Origin of the sequence: Kushneria indalinina DSM 14324 (assembly GCF_003385845.1) — a bacterium.
In the GTDB taxonomy this organism is placed as follows: domain Bacteria; phylum Pseudomonadota; class Gammaproteobacteria; order Pseudomonadales; family Halomonadaceae; genus Kushneria; species Kushneria indalinina.
The window spans coordinates 70,324-90,904 of sequence record NZ_QRDJ01000009.1 but is presented as its reverse complement, the minus strand read 5'-3'; the positions used below and the strand labels follow the sequence as shown (position 1 = coordinate 90,904).

The window sequence follows — 20,581 nt, the reverse complement described above, 5'->3', positions numbered from 1 at the left end:
ACGCGCGCCCTGACGCCGGCAATGACTGTTTTTTGCCGGGCGCGACTGCTTTATCATGTCAGTCCTCGTTTTGACCTCTACAGGAGCGCTCGTGTCCGACAGAGCCACGATCAGAATCGCCACCCGCAAGAGTCAGCTCGCCCTGTGGCAGGCGGAACACGTCAAGTCTCGCCTGGAAACCCTGCATCCGGGGGTCAAGGTCGAGCTTGTGGGCATGTCCACGCGCGGTGATCGCATTCTGGATACGCCGCTGGCCAAGATTGGCGGCAAGGGGTTATTCGTCAAGGAGCTCGAAGAGGCCATGCTGGCAGGGCTTGCCGACATCGCCGTGCACTCCATGAAGGACGTGCCGATGAGCTTCCCTGAAGGGCTCGGCCTGCACGCGATTCTGGACCGCGGCGCGCCCACGGACGCCTTTGTCTCCAATGATTATCCTAACTTCGAGTCTCTGCCGCAGGGCGCGCGAGTCGGCACTTCAAGCCTTCGACGTGCGCTGCAGATTCGCGCCGCCCGCCCGGATCTGGAAGTGCTCAGCCTGCGCGGCAACGTACAGACCCGGCTGGGCAAGCTCGATGCCGGCGAGTTCGACGCGATCGTGCTGGCCACTTCCGGGCTCGAGCGGCTCAATCTGGACATGCGCATCGCCGAGCGGCTGGCGCCGGAAGTGATGCTGCCGGCCTGTGGCCAGGGCGCGCTGGGCATCGAGTGTCGCAGCGATGATGAGACCCTGCGCGCCCTGATCGCACCGCTGATCGACCCGACTTCCAGTCTGCGGGTGCTGGCCGAGCGCGCCATGAACACCCGTCTTGAAGGCGGCTGTCAGGTACCCATCGGCGGCTACGCGGTGCTGGAAGACAATAACCAGACGCTGTGGCTGCGGGCGCTGGTCGGGGCGCCCGATGGCTCGCAGGTCATTCACGCCGAGGCCCGCGGCCCCGCCGATGACCCGGAGGCGCTGGGGATTCAGGTCGCCGAAGACCTGCTGTCGCGCGGTGCCGGCGCCATTCTTGATGCCGTCTACGCCGACGAACGCCCGCCGCGCTAAAGGCCTGACATGTCCCTTTCGCGTCCGACCCATGGCCCCACGGCACTGATTGCTCGCCCCGGCGCCCGTGCACAGGCGCTGGAGCAGGCGCTCGAGCAGGTCGGGCTGGCGCCTCGATCATTGAACATCATGACTTTGGTCGCACGCGTGCTGACCCCACGCGAGCGCACGCTCCTGTATGATCTGGATAACTTTCGCCACATTATTTGCACCAGTCCGTTTGCCGCGGCCTGTCTGATCGAGGCCATCGAAGCACGCTGGCCCCAGTTGCCCGAGGGCATCAGCTTTCATGCCACCGGTATCAGCACGGCAAGTGTTCTGGAGGCGGGCCTGGGCGTTGATGTCAGCGCTCCGGCGTCGGGCAGCGGCAGCGCCAGCGAGGCGCTGTTGGCGCTGCCCGGGCTGCAGGCCGTCAATGGGGCTCGCATCGCGCTGGTGTCCGGGGAGGGGGGGCGAGAGCTGATTGAGCAGACGCTTTTTGAGCGTGGCGCCGAGGTGTCACGGCTGTCACTCTATGAGCGGCAGCTGCAGCCGCCCGAGGCAGAGGCCGCTGCACTGCTTGAGCGCGGCGACTTTGCCCTGCTGATCGTGACCAGTCAGGAGCAGCTTGAATACCTCAATCAGTGGTGCACGCCAGCCAGTCGGAGGCGTCCACTGGTCGTTTCCAGCCAGCGATTGGCTACAATGGCAGGCAGGGATCACTTCGAATGTGTTTTCATTGCCGGCGATGCCACGCCGCAGACATTGGCAGAGACCTCGGCAGTGGCCTGGCAGCAGGCGCCGGGCATACCCGATTAAAAAAAGGGCAGCGATAAATGAGCAAGCAGGAAAACGATAACGACGATCGCAGCAACGCTTCTCCCGGCAGCACGCCCTCTGGCGCCACGCCGGCAGATACCGGCACGGACGGGGCTGTCGAGAATGCTGAGATTACCGACGAGAGCACCCGTACCGGCAACATGACCGGCACCACCTCGCCGGATGCCGGCGTCAGCAACAGCGGTCGGCCGTTCGAGCCAGGCGATACGCGTCCTGAACACCGGCCGCGCCAGAAAAACGGGCGTCGTTCGGTCCTGCTGCCCATCCTGCTTGTTCTGCTGTTGCTCTCGCTTGCCGCCATCGGCTTTGGCGCCTGGTTGTTCGAGCAGCAGCGCAACGACATGGCCCAGCTGCGCCAGGACGTCAACCAGGTTCAGCAGAGCAGCAGCCAGTCCTCCCGCGAAGTCTCGAGCGCGCTTGAGTCGCGCGATCAGCGCATCAGTACGCTCCAATCGCAGCTTGAGGAAAACGATCAGGCGCTATCGCGCGTGATGGAAGAACTCACGCGCAGCCAGCAGACCGATGAGCGTCAGTGGCAAAACGCCGAGATTGAGTACCTGCTGCGCATGGCCAACCAGCGTCTGCAGCTTGAGCGCGACATCAGCGGTGCGCAGTCGCTGCTCGAAACCGCCGATCAGCGCCTGCAGCAGATCGATAACCCGGCCCAGCTGCCGGTGCGCCGCGCCATTGCCAGCGAGCTGTCACGCCTTGAGAGCCTGCCGAACGTGGACCAGAACGGCCTGTTTTTGACCCTGTCGGCCATGGCGAATCAGGTTGAGGAACTGCCGCTGTCGCAGGAGAGCGAGGCCCTGGCTGCTCAGCAGGATGACGGGTCGCTGTTTACCGGCGGCTGGCGCGAACAGCTTTCGCGCATGGGCACCCAGCTCAAGGATCTGGTCACGGTACGCCGTCACGACGAACCGCTGGAGGCGTTGATCACGCCGGCCCAGGAAGGCTATCTGCGCCAGAACGTGCGGCTGTTGCTGGAACAGGCCCAGCTGGGCGTGATGCGCAGCAACGAAGAGATCTATCGTGAAAGCCTTGAGCGCGCCAACACCCTGATTACGACTTATTTCCGCACCGAGGACAGCAACGTCCAGCGCGTGCGTGATCAGCTCGAGCAGCTCGGCCAGCGCAATATCAGCCCCGAGCTGCCCGATATCAGCGGCTCGGTCGAGGCCCTCAACAAGCTGCAAAACGCCCGTCGTAGTGGCCAGAATAGCGGTCAGGGGGCGTCGTCATGAGAAAGCTGATCCTGTTCATTGTCATCGGGCTGGCTGCCGGGGCGCTGATCGGCCAGCTGATGATGTCCACGCCGGGCTACATCCTGATCCGGGTGGGCGACATCTCGCTGCAGACCTCCTTCTGGTTCGGCATGCTGCTGCTGTTTGCGCTCTTTTTAGTGCTGCATTTCGTCCTGCGCCTGCTCTGGCGCCTGCGTCGTCCGGTCAGCCGCATGAAGCTCTGGAATGCCCGTACCCGCAATCGCCAGGCCATGCATCGCACCGTCAAGGGGCTGGTGGCGCTGGCCGAAGGGCGCTGGAAGCGTGCCGAGCAGTCGCTGACCCGCTCGGCGCAGGACTCCTCCACGCCGCTGGTCAACTATCTCTCCGCGGCGCTGGCGGCCCACTATCAGGGCCGTCATGAGCAGGCCGATGAGCTTCTGAAAAAGGCGCACCACAGCACCGAGGGCGCCGACAGCGCCGTGGGGCTGATGCAGGCGCAGCTGATGCTGGACCGTCAGCAGTCCGAGCAGGCGCTTGCTACCCTGACGCGTCTGCAGACCCAGATGCCGGAGCATCCGCAGGTCCTCAAGCTGCTCAAGCAGGCCTATCTCAACGTGGAAGACTGGGAAGGCATGCGCCGGCTGCTGCCGAAGCTCGAACGTCACGATCTGATCAGCGAAGAAGAGCGTCGGGTGCTCGAACGGCGCACCTATCTGGCCCTTCTGACTCAGGCCGGTCAGCAGCAGGATACCGAGCGGGCCCGCACGCTCTGGGCGGAGATGCCCGAAGCGCTCAGAGGCGATGTGGATCTGGTCCTGCTGCAGGCCAGCATTCTTGAGCGCGGCAATGATGCCGCTGAAGCCGAGAGCATGATTCGCCAGTCGCTGCGCAATCGCTGGGACAGCCGGCTGGTGGCACATTACGGCCTGCTGTCGGTCGAGCCCGAGCGCCAGCTGGTCACCGCCGAGAAGTGGCTGCAGGAGCGGCCCAATGACCCGGAACTTCTGATGGCGCTGGGTCGGCTGTCGCTGCGCAACGCCTACTGGGGCAAGGCGCAGGAGTACTTCGAGGCCAGTCACCGTCAGCGCCCCAGCGGCGTGGCCTGTGCCGAGCTTGCCAGGCTCTATGCCAGTCTCGGCCAGCACAGCAAGAGTCAGCACTACTATCGCAAGAGCGTGGAGCTGCTGGACCGTTCGCTGCCGGCGCTGCCGCAGCCCAGCGAACATACCAGCTAGCATCAACGACCGGTTCATGGAGCGCCTGCGGGCGCTCTTTTTCGTGGCGCTTTCGCGCCTTGTACCGTCTTTGAATCAACGAGTGCGGCCCCCGCGGGCCGCCCGCAGCGGATCAACGTGTCAGGGATCAATGGACATGCAGTTAACAGGCATCACGGGTAACGCCGGCCTTTTGTGGCGCGCTCGACTGTCACGCACCGGGCGCGGTCTGGCCGGGCTGTGTCTGGTCATGGCGAGCATGGGTGTGGCCCAGGCGCAGGACCAGCGCGATGACGTACTGCGCACTACGCTCGACAACGGCCTTGAGGTTGTCATCGTGCACAGCGACCTGGCGCCGGTGGTGACCACTCAGGTCAACTACCACGTCGGCTCCAGTGAAGGCTCCAGCGAGTTCCCCGGCACGGCGCACGCCGTCGAGCACATGATGTTTCGCGGTGGCCCGGGGCTTTCAAAGGATCAGTTGTCGGTCATTTCGGCCAACATGGGCGGCAACATGAACGCCTTTACCGAAAACGACCGCACCCAGTACCACTTCACCGTCCCCACCGACGATCTGGACGTGGCGCTGCATATCGAGGCCTCACGCATGAAGGCCATCGACATGAGTGCCGAAGACTGGGCACAGGAGCGCGGCGCCATCGAGCAGGAGGTGTCGGGCAATCTCTCCAATCCGGCCTTTCGCTTTTATACCCAGCTGGTCGAGGAGCTCTATCGCGGCACGCCCTATGCCTGGACACCGCTGGGCACGCGCGACTCCTTTGACAACACCACCGCGGCCGATCTGAAGGCCTTTCACGATCAGTGGTATGTGCCCAATAACGCCACGCTGGTGATCGCCGGCGATGTCGACCCGCAACAGGCGCTTTCCCGCGTTCAGACGCTGTTTGGCGATATCCCCGAACGCGATCTGCCCAAGCGGCCCGAATTCGACTTCGAGCCGGTGGAGGCGCGCACCATCGAGCTGCCGACCAACAGTCCCTATGGCTCGATCTACATGGGCTGGCGCACGCCCGGCCTGCAGGATGACGACTTCGCCACCACCCAGGTCCTGCTGGACGTGCTGGGCTCCGAGCGCGGCGAGCTGGCCGGCATGGGATATGACGGCACGGCGCTGGCCGGCGGCATGGGTGGCCAGCTGCAGCCCCATGCGGGCCTGGCGATGGCCGTCGGCGTCTTCCCGCAGGGCGGTGATCCGGCGCCGATTCAGGCGCGCATGCAGACCATCATCGAGGACGTGACCGACAACGGCGTGGACCCCTCATTGGTTGAGGCCGCCAAACGCCGGATCATTGCCGAGGTGGACGCCTCCCGTGAGTCGGTCTCGGGGCTGGCCAGCGCCTGGTCGGATGCCCTGATCAAGCGCGGTCTCGACTCTCCGCAGGCCATGAAGGCGCAGTATGAGGCGGTCACCGTCGATGACGTCAACGCGCTGGCCGCAAGGCTCCTGAAACCCGAGCACGCCATTACCGCGGTGCTGACGCCGGAGACCTCCGGCGAGCCGACCAGCGGTGAGGGCTATGGCGAGCCGGAGGATCTGACCACGACGCCCAGTGGACCGGTCGAACTGCCGCAGTGGGCCGAGCACGCCTTCGATAATCTCGACATTCCGGTCTCGACGCTCGACCCGAAGGACTACCGTCTCGACAACGGCCTGCGCCTGATCGTGCAGCCTGAAACCGCCAGCGATCGCGTCATGTTAAGCGGTGCCATCAGGACCAATGAGGACCTGCAGGCGCCGCCGGGCAAGGAGGGCGTCAGCGAGATACTGGAAGGCATGTACGGCTACGGCAGCCAGTCGCGTGACCGTCAAACGCTGCGCGCGGCCGTGGATGAGCTGGGGGCCGAGGAGCGGGCCGGCACCCGCTTCGGTCTGGTGGTGCCAAAGGCGCGCTTCGACGACGGGCTGGCGCTGCTGGCCGAGCATCAGCTCAACCCGAGTTTCTCCGAGGAGGCCTTCAATACCCTCAAGCAGCAGAGCGCCCAGGCGCTGCCCGGCCGGTTGCAAAGCCCCGGCTTTTTGAATACCAACGCCATGCTCGGGGCGCTGTTGCCCGACGATGACCCCCAGCGGCGCCACATGACGCCCGAGTCGCTGGATAGCATCACGCTCGAGGACATGAAGCAGTACTTTGAACGCATTTCCCGCCCGGACATGACCACCATGGTGGTCGTGGGTGACGTTGACCCCGAGCAGGTGCGTGATCAGGTCGCGCGCTACTTCGGCGACTGGCAGGCGCAGGGGGCAAAACCCGAGGTGGACTATCCGGCCGTGGCACTCAATCAGGCCGGCGCGTTTAATACGCCCGACAGCGCCGCCAGCCAGTCGCAGGTCACCCTGTCGCAGATGATCGATGTGGATCGCGACAGTGATGATCGCTTTGCGCTGTTTCTGGGCAATCAGGTCCTCAGCGGTGATTTCGCCTCGCGGCTGCACCAGGCGCTGCGCGAACAGCGCGGACTGGTCTACGGCGTCAGCTCGAATCTGGCGCTGCAGGCCCATCGTGGGCGCTTCAACGTCAGCTTCGGAAGCGACCCTGACAAGGTCCATCAGGCGCGCGAGCTGATCATCCACAACCTCCAGCGCCTGCAGAATGAACCGGTCAGCGACAGCGATCTACACCGGGCCAAGAGCATTCTGCTGCGGGCCATGCCGATGCAGGCGGCCAGCTACGGCGCGATCAGCGGCTCGCTGCTGGATCTGGCGCTCTCCGACAAGCCGCTGGATGCCACCACCCGGGCGGCGGAGCAGTTCGTGAAACTCACCCCCGAAGAGGTGCAGGAAGCCTTCAGGGCACACATTCGCCCGGATGGGTTTGTCACCGGTATTCGGGGGCCGGCGGCGCAGTAGTCAACGGTCGTAACGTGTTGGTCATCAAAAGCGCCGGGGCCATGGCTCCGGCGCTTTTTTTACGTCTGGCGCAGTAGCTCGCGCGCGGCCAGAAACAGCTGCGCGTGGCGCTCGGCCAGTGCTGCGAGATTGCGGTCATAGCCGCCGCCGATCACCGCCGCCACCGGAATACTGCGCGCTCGGCACTGATGCAGTACAAAGAGGTCGCGCCGGTAGATGCCGTCAAGGCTCAGCTCGAAATGCCCCAGTCGGTCACCGGCATGGACGTCGGCGCCGGCATCGAAAAACACCAGCTCGGGCTGCAGGCGGTCCAGCAGTGCCGGGATTTCACGTTCCAGCACGGCCTGGTAGGCGGCGTCATCGGTCCCGCGGGGCAGGGCGATGTCCCGATCGCTCTGACGTTTGGTAAACGGAAAGTTGTCCGCGCCGTGGATCGAGCAGGTAAACACGCGCGGGTCATTTTGAAAGGCAAACGCGGTGCCATCGCCCTGGTGGACGTCGCAGTCGATGATCAGGATGTTGGTCACGCCGTAAACGGCCATCGCCTCATGGGCGGCCACCGCCAGGTCGTTGAGCAGGCAGTAGCCGCTGGCGGCGTCCGGGTAGGCGTGATGGGTGCCGCCGGCGGTGTTGCAGGCAAGGCCCGTCTCGAGTGCGGCGCGAAGCGTTGACAGCGTGCCGCCCACTTCCAGCAGGGTGCGCTCGGCCAGCTGCGGTGACCAGTCAAAGCCGCTGCGCTTTCGGGCCTTCGGGTCGCTGTCGCCCAGATAAAAGGTCTGCAGCCAGGCTTCCGTGTGGGCCCGCAGCAGCGCGGTACTGGCAGGCGGCGTCGGCGTGACCCAGTCGATCAGCGGATCATCATCGAAACCCAGCGCCGAGAGCTGCTGGCGCAGGGCGCGGAACTTGGCCATCGGGAAGGGATGGCGCTCGGGCCACTCGAACGTATAGCCCGGATGGTGAATCAGCGGCAGGCGCATCTCAGCCTTGCGTGTTCAGATGCTGTTCGGCCCACTGGCGTACCTGCGGATAGGTGTAGCCCTCCAGCGCCCCAAACGTCTTGAGCCCGCGCACCTTGAGCGGCGTGAACACCGGCATGGCCAGCGCGCAGAGAAAATGCGCGACTCGCTCGGGGGTGGGCGCTCGCTGGAACTGTTCCTGATGACGGGCGATCAGCGGTCCGGCAAGTGCCTCAAACGAGTGTGACTCCAGCGGGGTAGATGTGGGCGGCGCCGGCAGCCGAGCCACATGGCCGTCGCACACCGAGCAGTGCCCACAGCGCTCGGGCGCGTTCGTATCGCCAAAGTGCAGGGCCAGCCGCCGGGTGAGGCAGGTGTCGGATTCAAAAAGCGACAGCATCTGCGACAGCCGTTCGATATCGGCGCGCTCGCGGGTGCAAAAGCCCTCGTGCAGCTCGCGCGCCATGCTCACCGGGTCGATATCGGGTGTACATACCTCGAAGACATCCGTCATGCGCTTGCCCTCCAGCACCACCCAGCCCTTGTCCTGAAAGTACTCCAGCGCCGTGATGACACGGGTGCGCGTGGCATCAATGCCGGCGTGTTGACCGGCCTGATGCACGCGCTCGAAATCCACCGTGCCCCAGGTGCGGGCGATGGGGATGTTGTCGATCACCAGGCGGATGAAATCGGCGCGCTCGCCTTCGAATTTCGCGGCCAGTTCCGCCGGTGGCAGCTGGTAGCGCAGGCGATATTCGGCCAGGTAGGTAAAGCGCGGCGCGATAACGCCCATCATCTCAAGGCGCACCAGCAGCGTTTTCAGCGGCAGCGCCCGGATGTTGCTGTCCCGCGAGAGGGTATTCATCACCACCGGCCACTGGCGCTCCGGCGTTTGCCCCGCGGCCTGAATCTCTTCGAGCACCCGCTGGATGCCCTCGCGCTCGGGGGTATCGCCATGGGTGAAGTTCTCCAGTACCCCCAGACCGTCCCGCCCGGCCAGCATCAGACAGGTCGAGAACGCCCCGTCACGCCCGGCCCGGCCGATCTCCTGGCTGTAGTTCTCGATCGATTTGGGCAGGTCAAAATGCACGACGTTGCGGATATTGCGCTTGTCGATGCCCATGCCAAAGGCGATGGTGGCGACGATCACCGGCACCTCGCCGCGCATGAACTGCTGCTGGATCTCGTCGCGAATCTCGGCGCCAAGCCCCGCATGATAGGCGCGCGTCTGAATGCCGTGCGCCGACAGTGCCCTTGCCACCGTCTCGGCACCCTGCTGCAGGGTGACATAGATGATGGTGGGCGCTTCCTGCCCCGAAACCTGCTGCGGCGCCAGCCACTCGATCAGTGCATCAACACGCTGCTGTTGGGCGACCGGTCGCACCTGCAGGTTCAGATTGGGGCGATAAAAGCCGGTGGTGATCACGTCACCCTCGTCGATGGCAAAGCTTCGCTGCATGTCCTGGATGACCTGCGGCGTGGCCGTGGCGGTCAGCAGCAGCACCTGCGGTATATTGAACTCGCGCTGATACTCGGGCAGGCGCAGATAGTCCGGGCGAAAGTTGTGGCCCCACTCGGAGATACAGTGGGCCTCGTCAATCACCATCGATGAGATGGCCACCTGTTGAAGAAAGTGACGAAAGCGCTCGTTGCGCAGCCGCTCGACCGACACCATCAGGATCTTGAGCTCCCCCTGACGGGCGCGCGTCATCACCTCGCGCACGGCGTCGCGGTCCATGGTCGAGTCGATGCTGGCTGCAGCAATGCCGCGGGATTTCAGAAAGGCGAGCTGATCCTGCATCAGCGCCAGCAGCGGTGAAATGACCAGCGTCAGATGGGGCAGGTGCAGCGCCGGCAGCTGATAGCACAGCGACTTGCCGGCGCCGGTGGCAAAGATGGCCGCCGTGGAGCGCCCGGCCAGCACCCGCTCGATGACCGGCTGCTGGCCGGTACGAAAGTCGTCAAGGCCGAAGACCGTCTCAAGGGTCTGGTGCGCGGTATCGGTCGCGTCAGTGGGCATGCGAAAGCTCCGGTCATCACGGGAAGGAGCGATAGCCTAACGGCTCGCGCCCGGGCTGTCAGGGTCGCCATGATGATCCTCCTCCCCCCAGGGGGCGTGGTCATCGAGGGCTTGTGTCTGCACCGGCCTGAGGGCGGCGCCTTCGCCGTCATAGCGGGCGGTGCGATAGCTGACGCCGTGACGCATGCGCGGTGGCTCGGGCCCGACATGCATGGCGGCGACCCGCTCGATGATGGCGCGGTCGGCCATGGTCTGACGATCCTGCATGCGCAGATGCTGCAGCCAGTTGGGGACCAGAAAGACCTCCTGCCACAGATCGCGCGCTTCGACATCGCGATACAGCGACCAGCGTTTGGCCCCGTTGCGCAGCCGCAGCCGGCGCAGGGGGCGAATGGCGCGGGCGAAATCGCGAACCTGATCGGCATTGATGCGATATTCGATGGTCACCATCACCGAGCCGCGACCGGGGTTGAACTCGAAGTCCGGCGCCTCGGTGCGGGTCTCCGGCGCGCCCATCAGGCTGTCGCTGTCCAGCTCCGGCAGGCGCGAGGGCAAAAGCACCAGCGCCGAGACCAGCAGCAGGCCGCCGGCCATCATCAGCGCCGTCTGCGTGCCCAGTCCCTCGGCCATATGGCCCCAGAGAAACGAGCCCATGGTGAGCCCGGCGTAGAGCGCGGTCTGATAGAGCGCCAGCGCCCGCGCCTTGACCCAGTCCGGCACCAGTACCTGCACGGCGGAGTTGTAGGAGGCCACCGCGGCAATCCAGCAGCTGCCGCCGATGATCAGCGCCGGAAACAGCGCCCAGAGCGTATTGAACCCGCCCAGCACCAGCATCACGCCCCCCAGCATCATGGCCGCTACGCTGATCAGTCGACTGCTGCCAAGACGGCGGCGAGCCCGATTGACCAGCGTGCTGGCGGCAATCGCCCCCACGCCCAGCCCACCCAGCATGTAGCCGTAGAGCGAGGCGTTGCCGCCGGGATGATCATGCGCCAGCAACGGCAGCAGCGCCCAGATGGCACTGGCCGAAATACCAAAGATGAACGAACGCAGCATGATCAAACGCGTGACGCTGGAATACTGGGTGAAGTGAATGGCGGCCTTGACCCCCTCCCACAGCCGCTCGGGCGGCAGGCTTTTTTTGGGCACGGCGCGTCGCCAGCGCCACAGTGCCCAGATCAGGGTGCAAAAACAAAAGACGTTGAGCAGAAAGATCCACGCCGGCCCGAGCGCGGCCAGCAGCATGCCGCCGATGGCCGGGCCGATGGCGCGGGCGGCGTTGTAGTTGACACTATTGAGCAGCACCGCGCTGCTGACCAGGTTGCGCGGCACCTGTTCGTTGACCGCCGCCTGCCAGGCCGGCGTGGTAATGGCACCGCCAACCGACACGCACAAAATCGATGCGATCAGAAGGGTTGGCGTGAGCAGCCCCATAAAGGCGATGACGGTGATGAAGACCCCGCCCAGTACCTCGATGAAAAGCCCGAAGAGCATCACCTTGCGTCGGTCGTAGTTGTCGGCAATCACGCCGGTCACGATCGACATCAACACCAGCGGGGCGGCGGCGGCGACCTGAATCATGGCCACCATGACGGGGCTGCCATGCGCCGAGGTCACGACCCAGGCCGCCGCCACCGACTGCGCCCACACACCCAGGTTGGCGAACAGATTGGCGATCCAGATGATGCGAAAGGCGGGAATCGACAGGGGGGCCCAGGTGCTGACGTTGTCCGGGCGCGGCGGAATCGCGGTTTTTTCGAGCGTCAGGTCACTCTGGCGGGATACGGGTTGCAGCATGAGGCACTCTTCAGGTCGATAGCATCTGATCAATCGATCGCGTCCAAAACCGGGCCGGGCAGGGCACCATGTTACGCCGTTTCAGCGCCTCGAAAAGGCCGTGACGCGGCTTTTTTCGCCAATTTGTCCTGCATCAAAAGCGCCAGCGCACCCCCCTGCTAAAGTCGTAGGCAGTAGAGAATCAACAGCCGCCTGTCAGAGCAGCCATCCTGCGGAGTCCCTCATGAAAGTCACGCTGTATAGTGCCCAGCCCTACGATGAACGTTTCTTTGAAGAGGCCCGGCTCGAGGGCTTTGCCGAGGAACCGTTTGAGCTGATTTACCAGAAGGTAACGCTGACCCATCAGACCACGGCACTGGCGGAAGGCAGTGACGCCGTGTGCGTGTTCGTCAACGACGTGCTGGATGAGCGCGTGCTCGAGGCACTGGCCGGCATGGGCGTGAAGGCGATCGTGCTGCGCTGTGCGGGGTTCAACAACATCGATCTGGCCGCCGCCGAGCGGCTCGGGTTTTTCGTCGCCCGGGTGCCGGCCTACTCGCCTGAAGCAGTGGCCGAGCATGCGCTGGCGCTGGCCATGACGCTCAATCGCCATACCCATCGCGCCTTCAACCGGGTGCGTGAAGGCAACTTCGCCCTTGATGGCCTGCTGGGCGTAACGCTGCAGGGCAAGACCGTCGGCATCGTGGGCACCGGCCGAATCGGTCTGGCCACGGCGCGTATCTTCAAGGGGCTGGGGTGTCGGGTGCTGGGCAGCGACCCGTTTCCGGCCGAGGATTTCAAGGCCATCGGCGAGATCGTGGAGGTCGACACGCTGCTGGCGCAGTCCGACATCGTGTCGCTGCACTGTCCGCTGACCCAGGCGACCCATCACCTGATCAATGAAGCCTCGCTTGAGCGCATGAAACCCGGGGCGATGCTGATCAACACCTCTCGTGGGGCGCTGATCGATACCTGTGCGGTGATCGAGGCGCTCAAGTCCCGCCAGCTCGGCGCGCTGGCCATTGATGTCTACGAGCAGGAGAGCGGGCTGTTCTTCAAGGACCGCTCCTCCGAGATCATCGATGACGATGTGTTCTCACGCCTCATGACCTTTCCCAACGTGCTGGTGACCGGCCATCAGGGCTTTTTCACGGTCGAGGCCCTGCGCGAGATTGCCCAGGTCACCTTCAACAACCTGCTCTGCCTGGCGCGTGGCGCCCACTGCGATAACGCCCTGATGCGGGGCGATGGCGCCTCGCGCTGAAGATCTGATCCCCGGGAGGATCTGCTCATGTGGCAACAGCTCTACGATCCACTCAATCAGTCGCTGCTGTCGGCGCTGGTGGCGGCCGCGCCGATGGTGTTCTTTTTGCTGGCGCTGACCGTGTTTCGGCTCAAGGCGCTGACGGCGGCGGGCATTACGCTGGTGCTGTCGCTGGTCATGGCGCTGTGGCTTTTCGGCATGCCGCTGCAAAAGGCGGTGATGGCCGCTCTCTATGGCGCGGCCAACGGGCTCTGGCCGATCGGCTATATCGTGCTGATGGCGGTGTGGCTGTATCGGATCGCGGTCAAAAGCGGCAAGTTCGAGATTATCCGCGCCAGCATCGCGACCATCTCGGAGGATCAGCGCATACAGGTGTTGCTGATCGCGTTTTGCTTCGGTGCCTTTCTCGAGGGTGCGGCGGGCTTTGGCGTGCCGATCGCCATCTGTGCCGCGCTGCTGGTGGAGCTGGGCTTCAAGCCGATTCGCGCCGCCATGCTGTGTCTGGTGGCCAACGCCGCGGCCGGCGCCTACGGGGCGATCGGCATTCCCATCATTGTCGGCGCGCAGCAGGGTGGGGTCACCACGAGCGCGCTGGCGCCGATGCTGATCGCCATTTTGCAGCTCTCCACGCTGTTCATTCCGGCTCTGCTGGTGATGATTCTGGACGGCTGGCGCGGGCTGAAGCAGACCTGGCCGGTGGTCCTGATGGTGGGCGTGCTGTTCTCGGGCAGCCAGGCGCTGGTGCTGTATCTGCTGGGCCCGGAGCTGGTGGATGTGGTGCCGCCGCTGCTATCCATGGGCGCGCTGGCACTGTTCATGCGGGTGTGGCGGCCGAAGCACCTCTATCGCGAGCCCGGCGCGCCGCCGGTGAATACGACCCGTTGGCCCCTGAAGGCCGTGCTGCTGGCCTGGTCACCGTTTTATATCCTGACCGCCATCATCATGGTGTGGAGTCTGCCGGCCTTTCGTGCCCTGTTTGCTCCGGATGGGGTGCTTGCGGCCACCGTCCTGCTGCTGCCGATCCCGGGGCTTCATCTGCAGGTGCAGGAGCTGCCGCCCATTGCCACGGCGCCCCATGCGCTGGCAGCACTTTGGAAGATAGAGCTGGTAGGCGCGGCGGGCACGGCCATTTTGCTGTCCGTGATCGTGACCACGCTGACCTCGAAAACCCTGTCGCTGCGCCAGAGCCTTGATCAGCTTTTGAGCGTCGTGCGCGAGCTCTGGCGTCCGCTGGCGACAATATGTCTGGTGATGGCGGTGGCCTATGTGGCCAACTTCTCGGGCACCTCCTCAACGCTGGGCCTGGCGCTGGCCGAGACCGGCCGGGTCTTCCCGCTGATCTCCCCCGTGATTGGCTGGCTGGGCGTGTTCATTACCGGCTCGGTGGTCAACAACAACGTGCTGTTTGCGCATCTTCAGGCCGTCACGGCCGGTCAGATCGGCACCAGTCAGGCCCTGCTGGTGGCAGCCAATACCGCCGGGGGCGTCATGGCCAAGGTCGTTTCGCCCCAGTCGATCGCCATTGCGGCCGGCGCCGTCGGGCTGGTGGGGCATGAGTCCGACATCATGCGCGCCACGCTGCGCTACAGCCTGGCGCTGCTGGCCTATGCCTGCCTCTGGACCTTCGTGCTGTCGCTGCTGGTGTAGGGTCTGAATCACCCCTCGCGGCGCTGACGCCGGATCAAAAGCCCCATGGCGGTCAGCGCCAGCGCCGCGACAATGATGGAAAAGGCGATGCCGGCGGCCGCCAGGCTGGTCAGCGCCGCCGTGACGCCCAGCCCTACCACGGGTAGCGAGATCGCTACATAAATCACCACGAAGTAGGTCGAGGTGACCTCGCTCTTGCGGTCCTTCGGCGAGGCGCCCACTACCTCGCCCAGTCCCGCGCGCAGGGTCAGCCCCTGACCGGCGCCCGAAATGGCCGCCCCGGCAAGCATCAGACCCAGCGAAGCAAGGCCGATGGCACTGCCCACCACCAGCACGCCGGCGGCCAGAATCAGACAGCCAACGATCAGGCGCTGGCGCTCGGGGATAAAGCGCATGCAGGCCTGACCCAGCGCCGAGGCAATAAAGAGCGTGATCACCACCACGCCGATCATGGCGAGGTTGTCGATCGACAGGATCTTCTGAACGAACGACGGCGCGGCGGCGGTGAAAAGCCCCAGCACGGCGGTGCCGGCAAAACCGGCAATGCCGGCCGGTACAAAGACGCCGCGTACCTCATCGGGCATCCCCAGGCGCTGGATGCGAAGCTTGATGCGCTCGGGGCGCTCGACCGTCTCCGGTGCCCACCAGACGCCTGCCATGGCCAGCAGGCACAGCACGATATGCAGGGCGTAGGGCAGGTGCAGCGGCCAGGCCACGTACTGCGCCAGCACGCCCGCGACCAGCGGTCCCAGACCCAGCCCCATGACGTTGGTGGCGGTGGCAGTCAGCGTGGCGCCTTTCTGCCATTCGGGCGGCGCCTGCTCGATGACGGCCACCGTTGCCGTGCCGGTAAAGATGCCCGCCGACAGGCCCGACAGCAGTCGGCCGATCAACAGCGGCACCAGCTCGGGGCTGGAGAGGAACACCACGTTGCTGACGATCGCCAGCGCCAGCCCGCCCAGCAGTAACCGCCTTCTGCCCAGCTGATCCGACCAACTGCCAAAACCGATCAGGGCGGTAATCACGCCCACGGCGTAGGCTGCAAAGATCACCGTGATGATGATCTGGGAATAGTCCATCCGCGTCTGATAGATCGGGTAGAGCGGCGTGGGCAGGGTGGTGCCCAGCATGGCCATCAAAAAGGCGAAGGTGACCAGAAGAAACGAAGCGCGCCCCGGAGAGCGCTGTGTCGATGTTGCTGAACCGGACATGAAGAGACTCCCTGTTGTGTCGCAAGCCTGGTACAGATTGCGTCTTGAGTCGCCTTCAGCCTGGAATAAAAACGGCACCCGAAGGCGCCGTGGTCTCAGCAGTTGCCCTTTTTGGCCTGCCCGGGCGGGCAGAAGTTACCGTTACCGTGGCCATTGCCGTGACCGGGGTGACCGTCATCAATGATCACGGCCGGCTCTGGATGGATACGGGCGGGCTGATAGCTGCAGCCGGCCAGCGTCACGGCCAGCAAAAGGGCCATCAGAAGTGTGCGGGTCATGACAGACATGCTAACGATTTCCTGGCGGATAAGGCCTGTCATGATAGCGAGGCCCTGGTCGGGCAATGGGACGAACAATCAGGCCATTAGCCGTTATTTCAGGGAGTGGCGGCCGAACCTCGGCGCCGTGCGCCTGTCCAACCGCACAGGAGTGATCATTTTCGGGCGCGTCGGTCTCCGGCGCGTCCATTGCAGGGAGAGCAGCGTTGAAAAAGACAATCGCGGTACTGGCAAGTGTGGGCATGGCAAGCCTGTCGACCTCGGCGCTGGCGTTTAATCTAAATGATGTCAATCGGGCCATGGAGGCGATGAACAGCCAGAGCCCGCAGGGTCAGCAGGCCCAACAGGCGCAGGCGCCGGTGCAGCAGAACCAGCAGGATCAGCAGGGCCTTTCGTCACAGCTGGGACAGTTTCTGAATCTGGAGCGCGCCCCGCGTCAGCAGCAGGCGGCGGCGGTCGGCACGACCGGTCACAATCTGGGGCAGGCGTCCCAGCTGATCAGCCAGCTGACCGATCAACTGGGGGTGAGCCAGACCCAGGCCATCGGTGGCTCGGCGGCGCTGCTGGCGGCGGCGAAAAATCAGCTGGGCAGTGACCAGTTCAACCAGCTCTCCAATCAGGCGCCGGGCGTGGATGGCCTGCTCTCCAGCGCTCAGGCGCTGTCCGGCAGCCAGTCGATGCTGTCGAAACTCTCCGGCATGGGGGGCAACAGCCAGGGCGGTAATACGTCGTCGCTGACCTCGAGTGCCTTCAGCATGCTGGGCATGGATGCCGGCATGGTCAGCCAGTTCGCCCCGGTCATGCTCAACTATCTGGGCCAGGAAGGGGTCTCCAGCAGCCTTCTGGGCTCGCTGGGTGGCATCTGGGGGAATGCCGGTCGCTAGGCTCGCATCGACAGGGCCGACGGTACGCGTCGGCCCTGTCCCTTTACGTTGAGGGTCTGGCGACAGCATCCGTCTACAGACGTTTCGAGACCTCTTCCCACAGGTTGCGATAGGCCACGGCGGCCGCCGTGCGCGGCGCGAACTGTGCCAGCGGCGCCTGATGGGTGCCCATCTGCTCGACCGTACTGGCATAGGGGATATTGGCCGATAGATGGGTCGACCACGCTGCCCGAAAGCTGGTCATGCTCTCCTGATGCAGCTTGCGCCTGCGGTCCACCAGGGTGAGGAAGGGCCACAGCGGCGTGGCGATGTTTTCCTCGTCCAGATACTGCTGCAGCTGCGTCAGGGTTCTCATCGACAGCGTCGTCGGCACCACCGGTACCAGCAGGGCATCCACGCTGGAAAAGATCTGCTCCGACAGCGCGGTCAGACCGGGCGGGCAGTCCAGAACGATCAGGTCATAGTCATCGCTGACCGGCTTGAGCACCTTGCGCAGGCGACTGCCCTTGCGTCCTTCCAGCAGGATATCCATCTCGCGGGATTCGAGACTGGCCGGCAGCAGATCCAGGTTCGCCATGTCGGTTTCCCGAATGGTTTTCTCAAGCGTGGCCTTGCCCTTCACCAGCTTCTCGACGCCGCCACCCCGTATTTTGGGCTTGTTGCGCAGATAGAAGGTGGTGGCTGCCTGCGGATCCAGATCCCAGATCAGTACCCGCTGTCCGGCAAGACTGGCCTGGGCGGCGAGGTTGATGGCCGATGCCGTCTTGCCCACGCCTCCCTTGATACTGTAAAGCGCCAGCATCTGCATATCAGCATTCCTGTCGATGGCTTACGGATTGGGTCACGGATCATGGCGCCCCAGTTTGTGTCGGTGTGATGACACTTTGATGACAGCATCATGGTTGACGTGTCGGCATCGGCGTCGATGATCCTGTGTCATGATGGGTCATCAGTGGCGCAAGGCGTTCCGGCAAGAGAGGCAATGACATGGACAATGACGTAACAGAAGAGACGCTTCACTGGGCGTGGGGCGGCATGCCCATCGAGGTCGGCGTGACCCGCCGCGGGCAGGGGCCGGAAGTGCTGCTGCTGCCGGCGCTGTCGAGCATCTCGACGCGTCACGAAATGGACGCGCTGCAGGTGGGGCTGGCCGAGCGCTTTACCACGGTCTCGGTGGACTGGCCCGGCTTTGGTGACCGGCCGCGCCCCTTCATGGAGGCCGAGCCGCGCATGCTGACGGCCTTTATCGATTATCTGCTCGATGAAGTGGTCTTTCTGCCCGAGATGATCGTCGCCGCCGGCCACGGGGCGGGCATGGTCATTCGACATCTGGAGGAACACCCCGACGCTGCCGACCGGCTGGTGCTGATCGCGCCGACCTGGCGCGGGCCGCTGCCGACCATGGCCGGTGAGCACAAGCCCTGGTTCGGGCACCTGCGCGCCTGGTTTGATCGCCCGGTCATCGGCGCGGGGATCTATCGGCTCAACGTCAGCAACTGGTTCTTGCGCCGCATGGCCGGGGAGCATGTCTACGAAACCCCCGACTGGCTGTCGGGGGAGCGTCTGGCCGCCAAGCGTCGGATCGCCCGCACGCCCGGCGCCCGCCACGGCTCGATTCGCTTCGTGACCGGTGGGGTGGATCCCTTCAACAGTCGCGAGGCCTGTGTGGCGGCGCTCAAGGGGGCCAGCGCTCGCACGCTTTTGCTCATGAGCGAGAACATGCCGCCGCGCTCGCGCGCCGAGATGCGCGCCATGGGGGCGCTGCCCCGGGTCGATACGGTGTCACTGTCTCGTGGTCGGCTGTCGGTGCATGAGGAGTACCCCGATGATGTGGGCGAAGCCATCCTGGCATGGTACGACACCCCACAGCCGCATGAGTGAATTCCTGCGACGGCCCGGGCCGGCTGTCACCCGCCTGGCGGCCCGGTATGGTAAACCTGATCGATGCCGACTGTGCCGGGCCGTCCTTCCTGCGTGAAACGACCTGGCGCCCGGTGTATTCTTGACGGGCTGAAACCTCAAAAGAAGAAGGGCTTCCAGCTCTGGGAACATGATGTCAGGGGGTAATATGCTTATTGGCGATATCCGCCTCAAGCGGGTCTATCAGCACTCGACCCAGCATGATGGGGCGCGCTGGCTGGTGGATCAGGTATGGCCGCGTGGCAAGCGTGAGGAGGAGCTCTCGGTCGAGCAGTGGTATCGTGCCGTGGCGCCATCACGTCGCCTGCGTGACGCCTGGGAAAGCGGGCGAATCGATCGTGTGACCTTTGAGCGACGCTATCGTCTGGAGCTTAACCCGGGCGATCTCGAGCCGCTGCTGGCCCAGGCGCGACAGCGTCGGCTGACCCTGGTCAGTGCCGTGCGTGACTTGGAAAGCTCGCATCTGCCGATTCTGCGAGAGGTGATTTTAGAGATGCTGCGTGAAGAAGGTGTGGTCAGTGACTCTGCGCCGGTGGCCGAGGCGCATTAACGATCGCCACAGGAATACCAAAACGCCCCGACATGGTCGGGGCGTTTTTTTTGGCCGGTCGTGTGGCGCCACCGGCCATCAGGCGAGATGGCGTTCGCTGCCACAGTTCGCGACGATGCCGGCGCGCTCGCTCAGTGCGGCCATGTCCAGGATTTCGACGTGACGGCCCTGAATGTTGAGCATCCCCTGCTGCTGAAACCGGCCCAGCACGCGGCTGATGGTTTCAATCGCCAGTCCCAGATAGGTGCCGATGTCGCTGCGGGACATCGGCAGGCGAAAGCGCTCGGCGCTGTGGCCGCAGCGGTCAAAGCGCACCGAGAGGTTACGAAAGAAGCTCGCCAGCCGCTCATCGGCGGTCTTGCTGGACAGCAGCCGCATCAGGCGGCGGTCATCGACGATTTCACGGCTCATGCAGCGATAGAGCTGATGACGAAGCTCGGGGAGATGCTCCGAGAGGCTTTCCAGTCGCTTGAAGGGAATTTCACACACCGTGGTGCGCTCAAGCGCGGTCAGAAACCCTGGATGGGTGGCACTGTCGATGCTGTCGAGCCCCACCAGCTCGCCGGGCAGATAGAAGCTGGTAATCTGCTCCTCGCCGTCGGCCTCGATGACGGTCTGCTTGAGACTGCCGCTGCGCACGGCATAGACGTTTTCAAACGTCTCGCCCTGTATGTAGAGGCTTTCACCACGGGTCAGCGGCGAGCGCCGTCGCACAATCGTGTCAAACTGCTCAACATCATCAAGAGACAGGGAAAGTGGCAGACACAGTGAGCTCAACGAGCAGGTCTGGCAGCGTGTCTGGTGAAGATGAGAGGTGTTCATTGGCCTGGCATGCTCCTGTGCATGTGAGTGGTGTGCCGGGCGCTTCCAGAACGGGAGCCCGCTGCCTGTTGCCGATTTCG

17 protein-coding genes are annotated in these 20,581 nt (G+C 64.4%); 10 read left to right on the top strand and 7 right to left on the bottom strand.

Going from position 1 to position 20,581, the window contains the following annotated elements:
* Window positions 1-91: 91 nt before the first annotated feature.
* The 5 genes from hemC to C8D72_RS14750 all read left to right on the top strand — a co-directional run bounded on the left by hemC (window position 92) and on the right by C8D72_RS14750 (window position 7,173).
* A complete protein-coding gene (gene hemC, locus C8D72_RS14770; protein ID WP_245955287.1) occupies window positions 92-1,045 on the top strand; it encodes a hydroxymethylbilane synthase in 954 nt (317 codons plus the stop codon).
* A gap of 9 nt (window positions 1,046-1,054) precedes the next feature.
* Complete coding sequence (locus tag C8D72_RS14765; RefSeq protein WP_115855219.1) at window positions 1,055-1,843, top strand: uroporphyrinogen-III synthase; 789 nt, start codon at window positions 1,055-1,057, stop codon at window positions 1,841-1,843.
* Window positions 1,844-1,860: 17 nt separating this feature from the next.
* Entirely contained in the window at window positions 1,861-3,108 is a 1,248-nt protein-coding gene (locus C8D72_RS14760) for a uroporphyrinogen-III C-methyltransferase (RefSeq protein ID WP_245955286.1), read from the top strand.
* Window positions 3,105-4,325: a heme biosynthesis protein HemY gene (locus C8D72_RS14755; RefSeq protein WP_115855218.1), complete on the top strand. Its 1,221-nt coding sequence runs from the start codon at window positions 3,105-3,107 to the stop codon at window positions 4,323-4,325. The genes C8D72_RS14760 and C8D72_RS14755 overlap by 4 nt, the downstream gene beginning before the upstream one ends.
* Window positions 4,326-4,461: 136 nt before the next feature.
* Window positions 4,462-7,173: a M16 family metallopeptidase gene (locus C8D72_RS14750; protein ID WP_115855217.1), complete on the top strand. Its 2,712-nt coding sequence runs from the start codon at window positions 4,462-4,464 to the stop codon at window positions 7,171-7,173.
* 59 nt (window positions 7,174-7,232) lie between these two features.
* On the opposite strand, the gene C8D72_RS14745 is transcribed toward C8D72_RS14750, so the two are convergent.
* Genes C8D72_RS14745 through C8D72_RS14735 form a run of 3 tightly spaced genes read right to left on the bottom strand, consistent with a single transcriptional unit; the run spans window position 7,233 to window position 11,946 of the window.
* The gene (locus tag C8D72_RS14745) at window positions 7,233-8,150 is read right to left on the bottom strand and encodes a histone deacetylase family protein (protein ID WP_115855216.1); all 918 of its coding nucleotides are present in this window, start codon (window positions 8,148-8,150) and stop codon (window positions 7,233-7,235) included.
* 1 nt (window position 8,151) lies between these two features.
* Complete coding sequence (locus tag C8D72_RS14740) at window positions 8,152-10,149, bottom strand: RecQ family ATP-dependent DNA helicase (protein WP_115855215.1); 1,998 nt, start codon at window positions 10,147-10,149, stop codon at window positions 8,152-8,154.
* Window positions 10,150-10,185: 36 nt separating this feature from the next.
* A complete protein-coding gene (locus tag C8D72_RS14735) occupies window positions 10,186-11,946 on the bottom strand; it encodes an MFS transporter (RefSeq protein ID WP_115855214.1) in 1,761 nt (586 codons plus the stop codon).
* A 223-nt stretch (window positions 11,947-12,169) separates the two neighbouring features.
* Here C8D72_RS14735 and C8D72_RS14730 point away from each other — a divergent pair, with 223 nt between their 5' ends.
* Together C8D72_RS14730 and C8D72_RS14725 are read left to right on the top strand one after the other, a co-directional pair.
* Entirely contained in the window at window positions 12,170-13,189 is a 1,020-nt protein-coding gene (locus C8D72_RS14730; RefSeq protein WP_115855213.1) for a 2-hydroxyacid dehydrogenase, read from the top strand.
* A 27-nt stretch (window positions 13,190-13,216) separates the two neighbouring features.
* Entirely contained in the window at window positions 13,217-14,836 is a 1,620-nt protein-coding gene (locus C8D72_RS14725; RefSeq protein ID WP_115855212.1) for an L-lactate permease, read from the top strand.
* An 8-nt stretch (window positions 14,837-14,844) separates the two neighbouring features.
* Here C8D72_RS14725 and C8D72_RS14720 read toward each other — a convergent pair whose 3' ends face one another.
* Window positions 14,845-16,047 (bottom strand): MFS transporter, encoded by a 1,203-nt coding sequence (locus C8D72_RS14720; protein ID WP_115855211.1) that lies wholly within the window; start codon window positions 16,045-16,047, stop codon window positions 14,845-14,847.
* A gap of 95 nt (window positions 16,048-16,142) precedes the next feature.
* Window positions 16,143-16,334, bottom strand: coding sequence for a hypothetical protein (locus C8D72_RS14715; RefSeq protein ID WP_115855210.1), 192 nt, complete (start codon window positions 16,332-16,334; stop codon window positions 16,143-16,145).
* Window positions 16,335-16,531: 197 nt separating this feature from the next.
* Between C8D72_RS14715 and C8D72_RS14710 the strand changes: the two genes are divergently transcribed.
* Entirely contained in the window at window positions 16,532-17,209 is a 678-nt protein-coding gene (locus C8D72_RS14710; protein ID WP_211308861.1) for a DUF2780 domain-containing protein, read from the top strand.
* A 73-nt stretch (window positions 17,210-17,282) separates the two neighbouring features.
* Here C8D72_RS14710 and C8D72_RS14705 read toward each other — a convergent pair whose 3' ends face one another.
* Complete coding sequence (locus C8D72_RS14705) at window positions 17,283-18,017, bottom strand: ParA family protein (RefSeq protein WP_115855209.1); 735 nt, start codon at window positions 18,015-18,017, stop codon at window positions 17,283-17,285.
* A gap of 179 nt (window positions 18,018-18,196) precedes the next feature.
* On the opposite strand from C8D72_RS14705, the gene C8D72_RS14700 reads away from it, so the two are divergent.
* Window positions 18,197-19,090, top strand: a complete 894-nt coding sequence (locus C8D72_RS14700; RefSeq protein ID WP_115855208.1) for an alpha/beta fold hydrolase — start codon at window positions 18,197-18,199, stop codon at window positions 19,088-19,090.
* Window positions 19,091-19,277: 187 nt separating this feature from the next.
* Entirely contained in the window at window positions 19,278-19,679 is a 402-nt protein-coding gene (locus C8D72_RS14695; protein ID WP_245955285.1) for a DUF488 domain-containing protein, read from the top strand.
* 78 nt (window positions 19,680-19,757) lie between these two features.
* Here C8D72_RS14695 and fnr read toward each other — a convergent pair whose 3' ends face one another.
* Window positions 19,758-20,501 carry a fumarate/nitrate reduction transcriptional regulator Fnr gene (gene fnr / locus C8D72_RS14690; RefSeq protein ID WP_115855206.1) on the bottom strand — a complete coding sequence of 248 codons (744 nt, stop codon included), beginning with the start codon at window positions 20,499-20,501 and terminating at the stop codon, window positions 19,758-19,760.
* Between the last annotated feature and the right edge of the window lie 80 nt (window positions 20,502-20,581).

Excerpts from the sequence above, each read along its gene's own strand:
- C8D72_RS14720 (WP_115855211.1), bottom strand. The coding sequence starts at position 16,047 with ATGTCCGGTTCAGCAACATCGACACAGCGCTCTCCGGGGCGCGCTTCG.
- C8D72_RS14750 (WP_115855217.1), top strand. The coding sequence starts at position 4,462 with ATGCAGTTAACAGGCATCACGGGTAACGCCGGCCTTTTGTGGCGCGCT.
- C8D72_RS14715 (WP_115855210.1), bottom strand. The coding sequence starts at position 16,334 with ATGTCTGTCATGACCCGCACACTTCTGATGGCCCTTTTGCTGGCCGTG.
- fnr (WP_115855206.1), bottom strand. The coding sequence starts at position 20,501 with ATGAACACCTCTCATCTTCACCAGACACGCTGCCAGACCTGCTCGTTG.
- C8D72_RS14725 (WP_115855212.1), top strand. The coding sequence starts at position 13,217 with ATGTGGCAACAGCTCTACGATCCACTCAATCAGTCGCTGCTGTCGGCG.
- C8D72_RS14745 (WP_115855216.1), bottom strand. The coding sequence starts at position 8,150 with ATGCGCCTGCCGCTGATTCACCATCCGGGCTATACGTTCGAGTGGCCC.
- C8D72_RS14740 (WP_115855215.1), bottom strand. The coding sequence starts at position 10,149 with ATGCCCACTGACGCGACCGATACCGCGCACCAGACCCTTGAGACGGTC.
- C8D72_RS14705 (WP_115855209.1), bottom strand. The coding sequence starts at position 18,017 with ATGCAGATGCTGGCGCTTTACAGTATCAAGGGAGGCGTGGGCAAGACG.
- C8D72_RS14735 (WP_115855214.1), bottom strand. The coding sequence starts at position 11,946 with ATGCTGCAACCCGTATCCCGCCAGAGTGACCTGACGCTCGAAAAAACC.
- C8D72_RS14760 (WP_245955286.1), top strand. The coding sequence starts at position 1,861 with ATGAGCAAGCAGGAAAACGATAACGACGATCGCAGCAACGCTTCTCCC.
- C8D72_RS14700 (WP_115855208.1), top strand. The coding sequence starts at position 18,197 with ATGGACAATGACGTAACAGAAGAGACGCTTCACTGGGCGTGGGGCGGC.
- C8D72_RS14755 (WP_115855218.1), top strand. The coding sequence starts at position 3,105 with ATGAGAAAGCTGATCCTGTTCATTGTCATCGGGCTGGCTGCCGGGGCG.
- C8D72_RS14765 (WP_115855219.1), top strand. The coding sequence starts at position 1,055 with ATGTCCCTTTCGCGTCCGACCCATGGCCCCACGGCACTGATTGCTCGC.
- C8D72_RS14695 (WP_245955285.1), top strand. The coding sequence starts at position 19,278 with ATGCTTATTGGCGATATCCGCCTCAAGCGGGTCTATCAGCACTCGACC.
- C8D72_RS14730 (WP_115855213.1), top strand. The coding sequence starts at position 12,170 with ATGAAAGTCACGCTGTATAGTGCCCAGCCCTACGATGAACGTTTCTTT.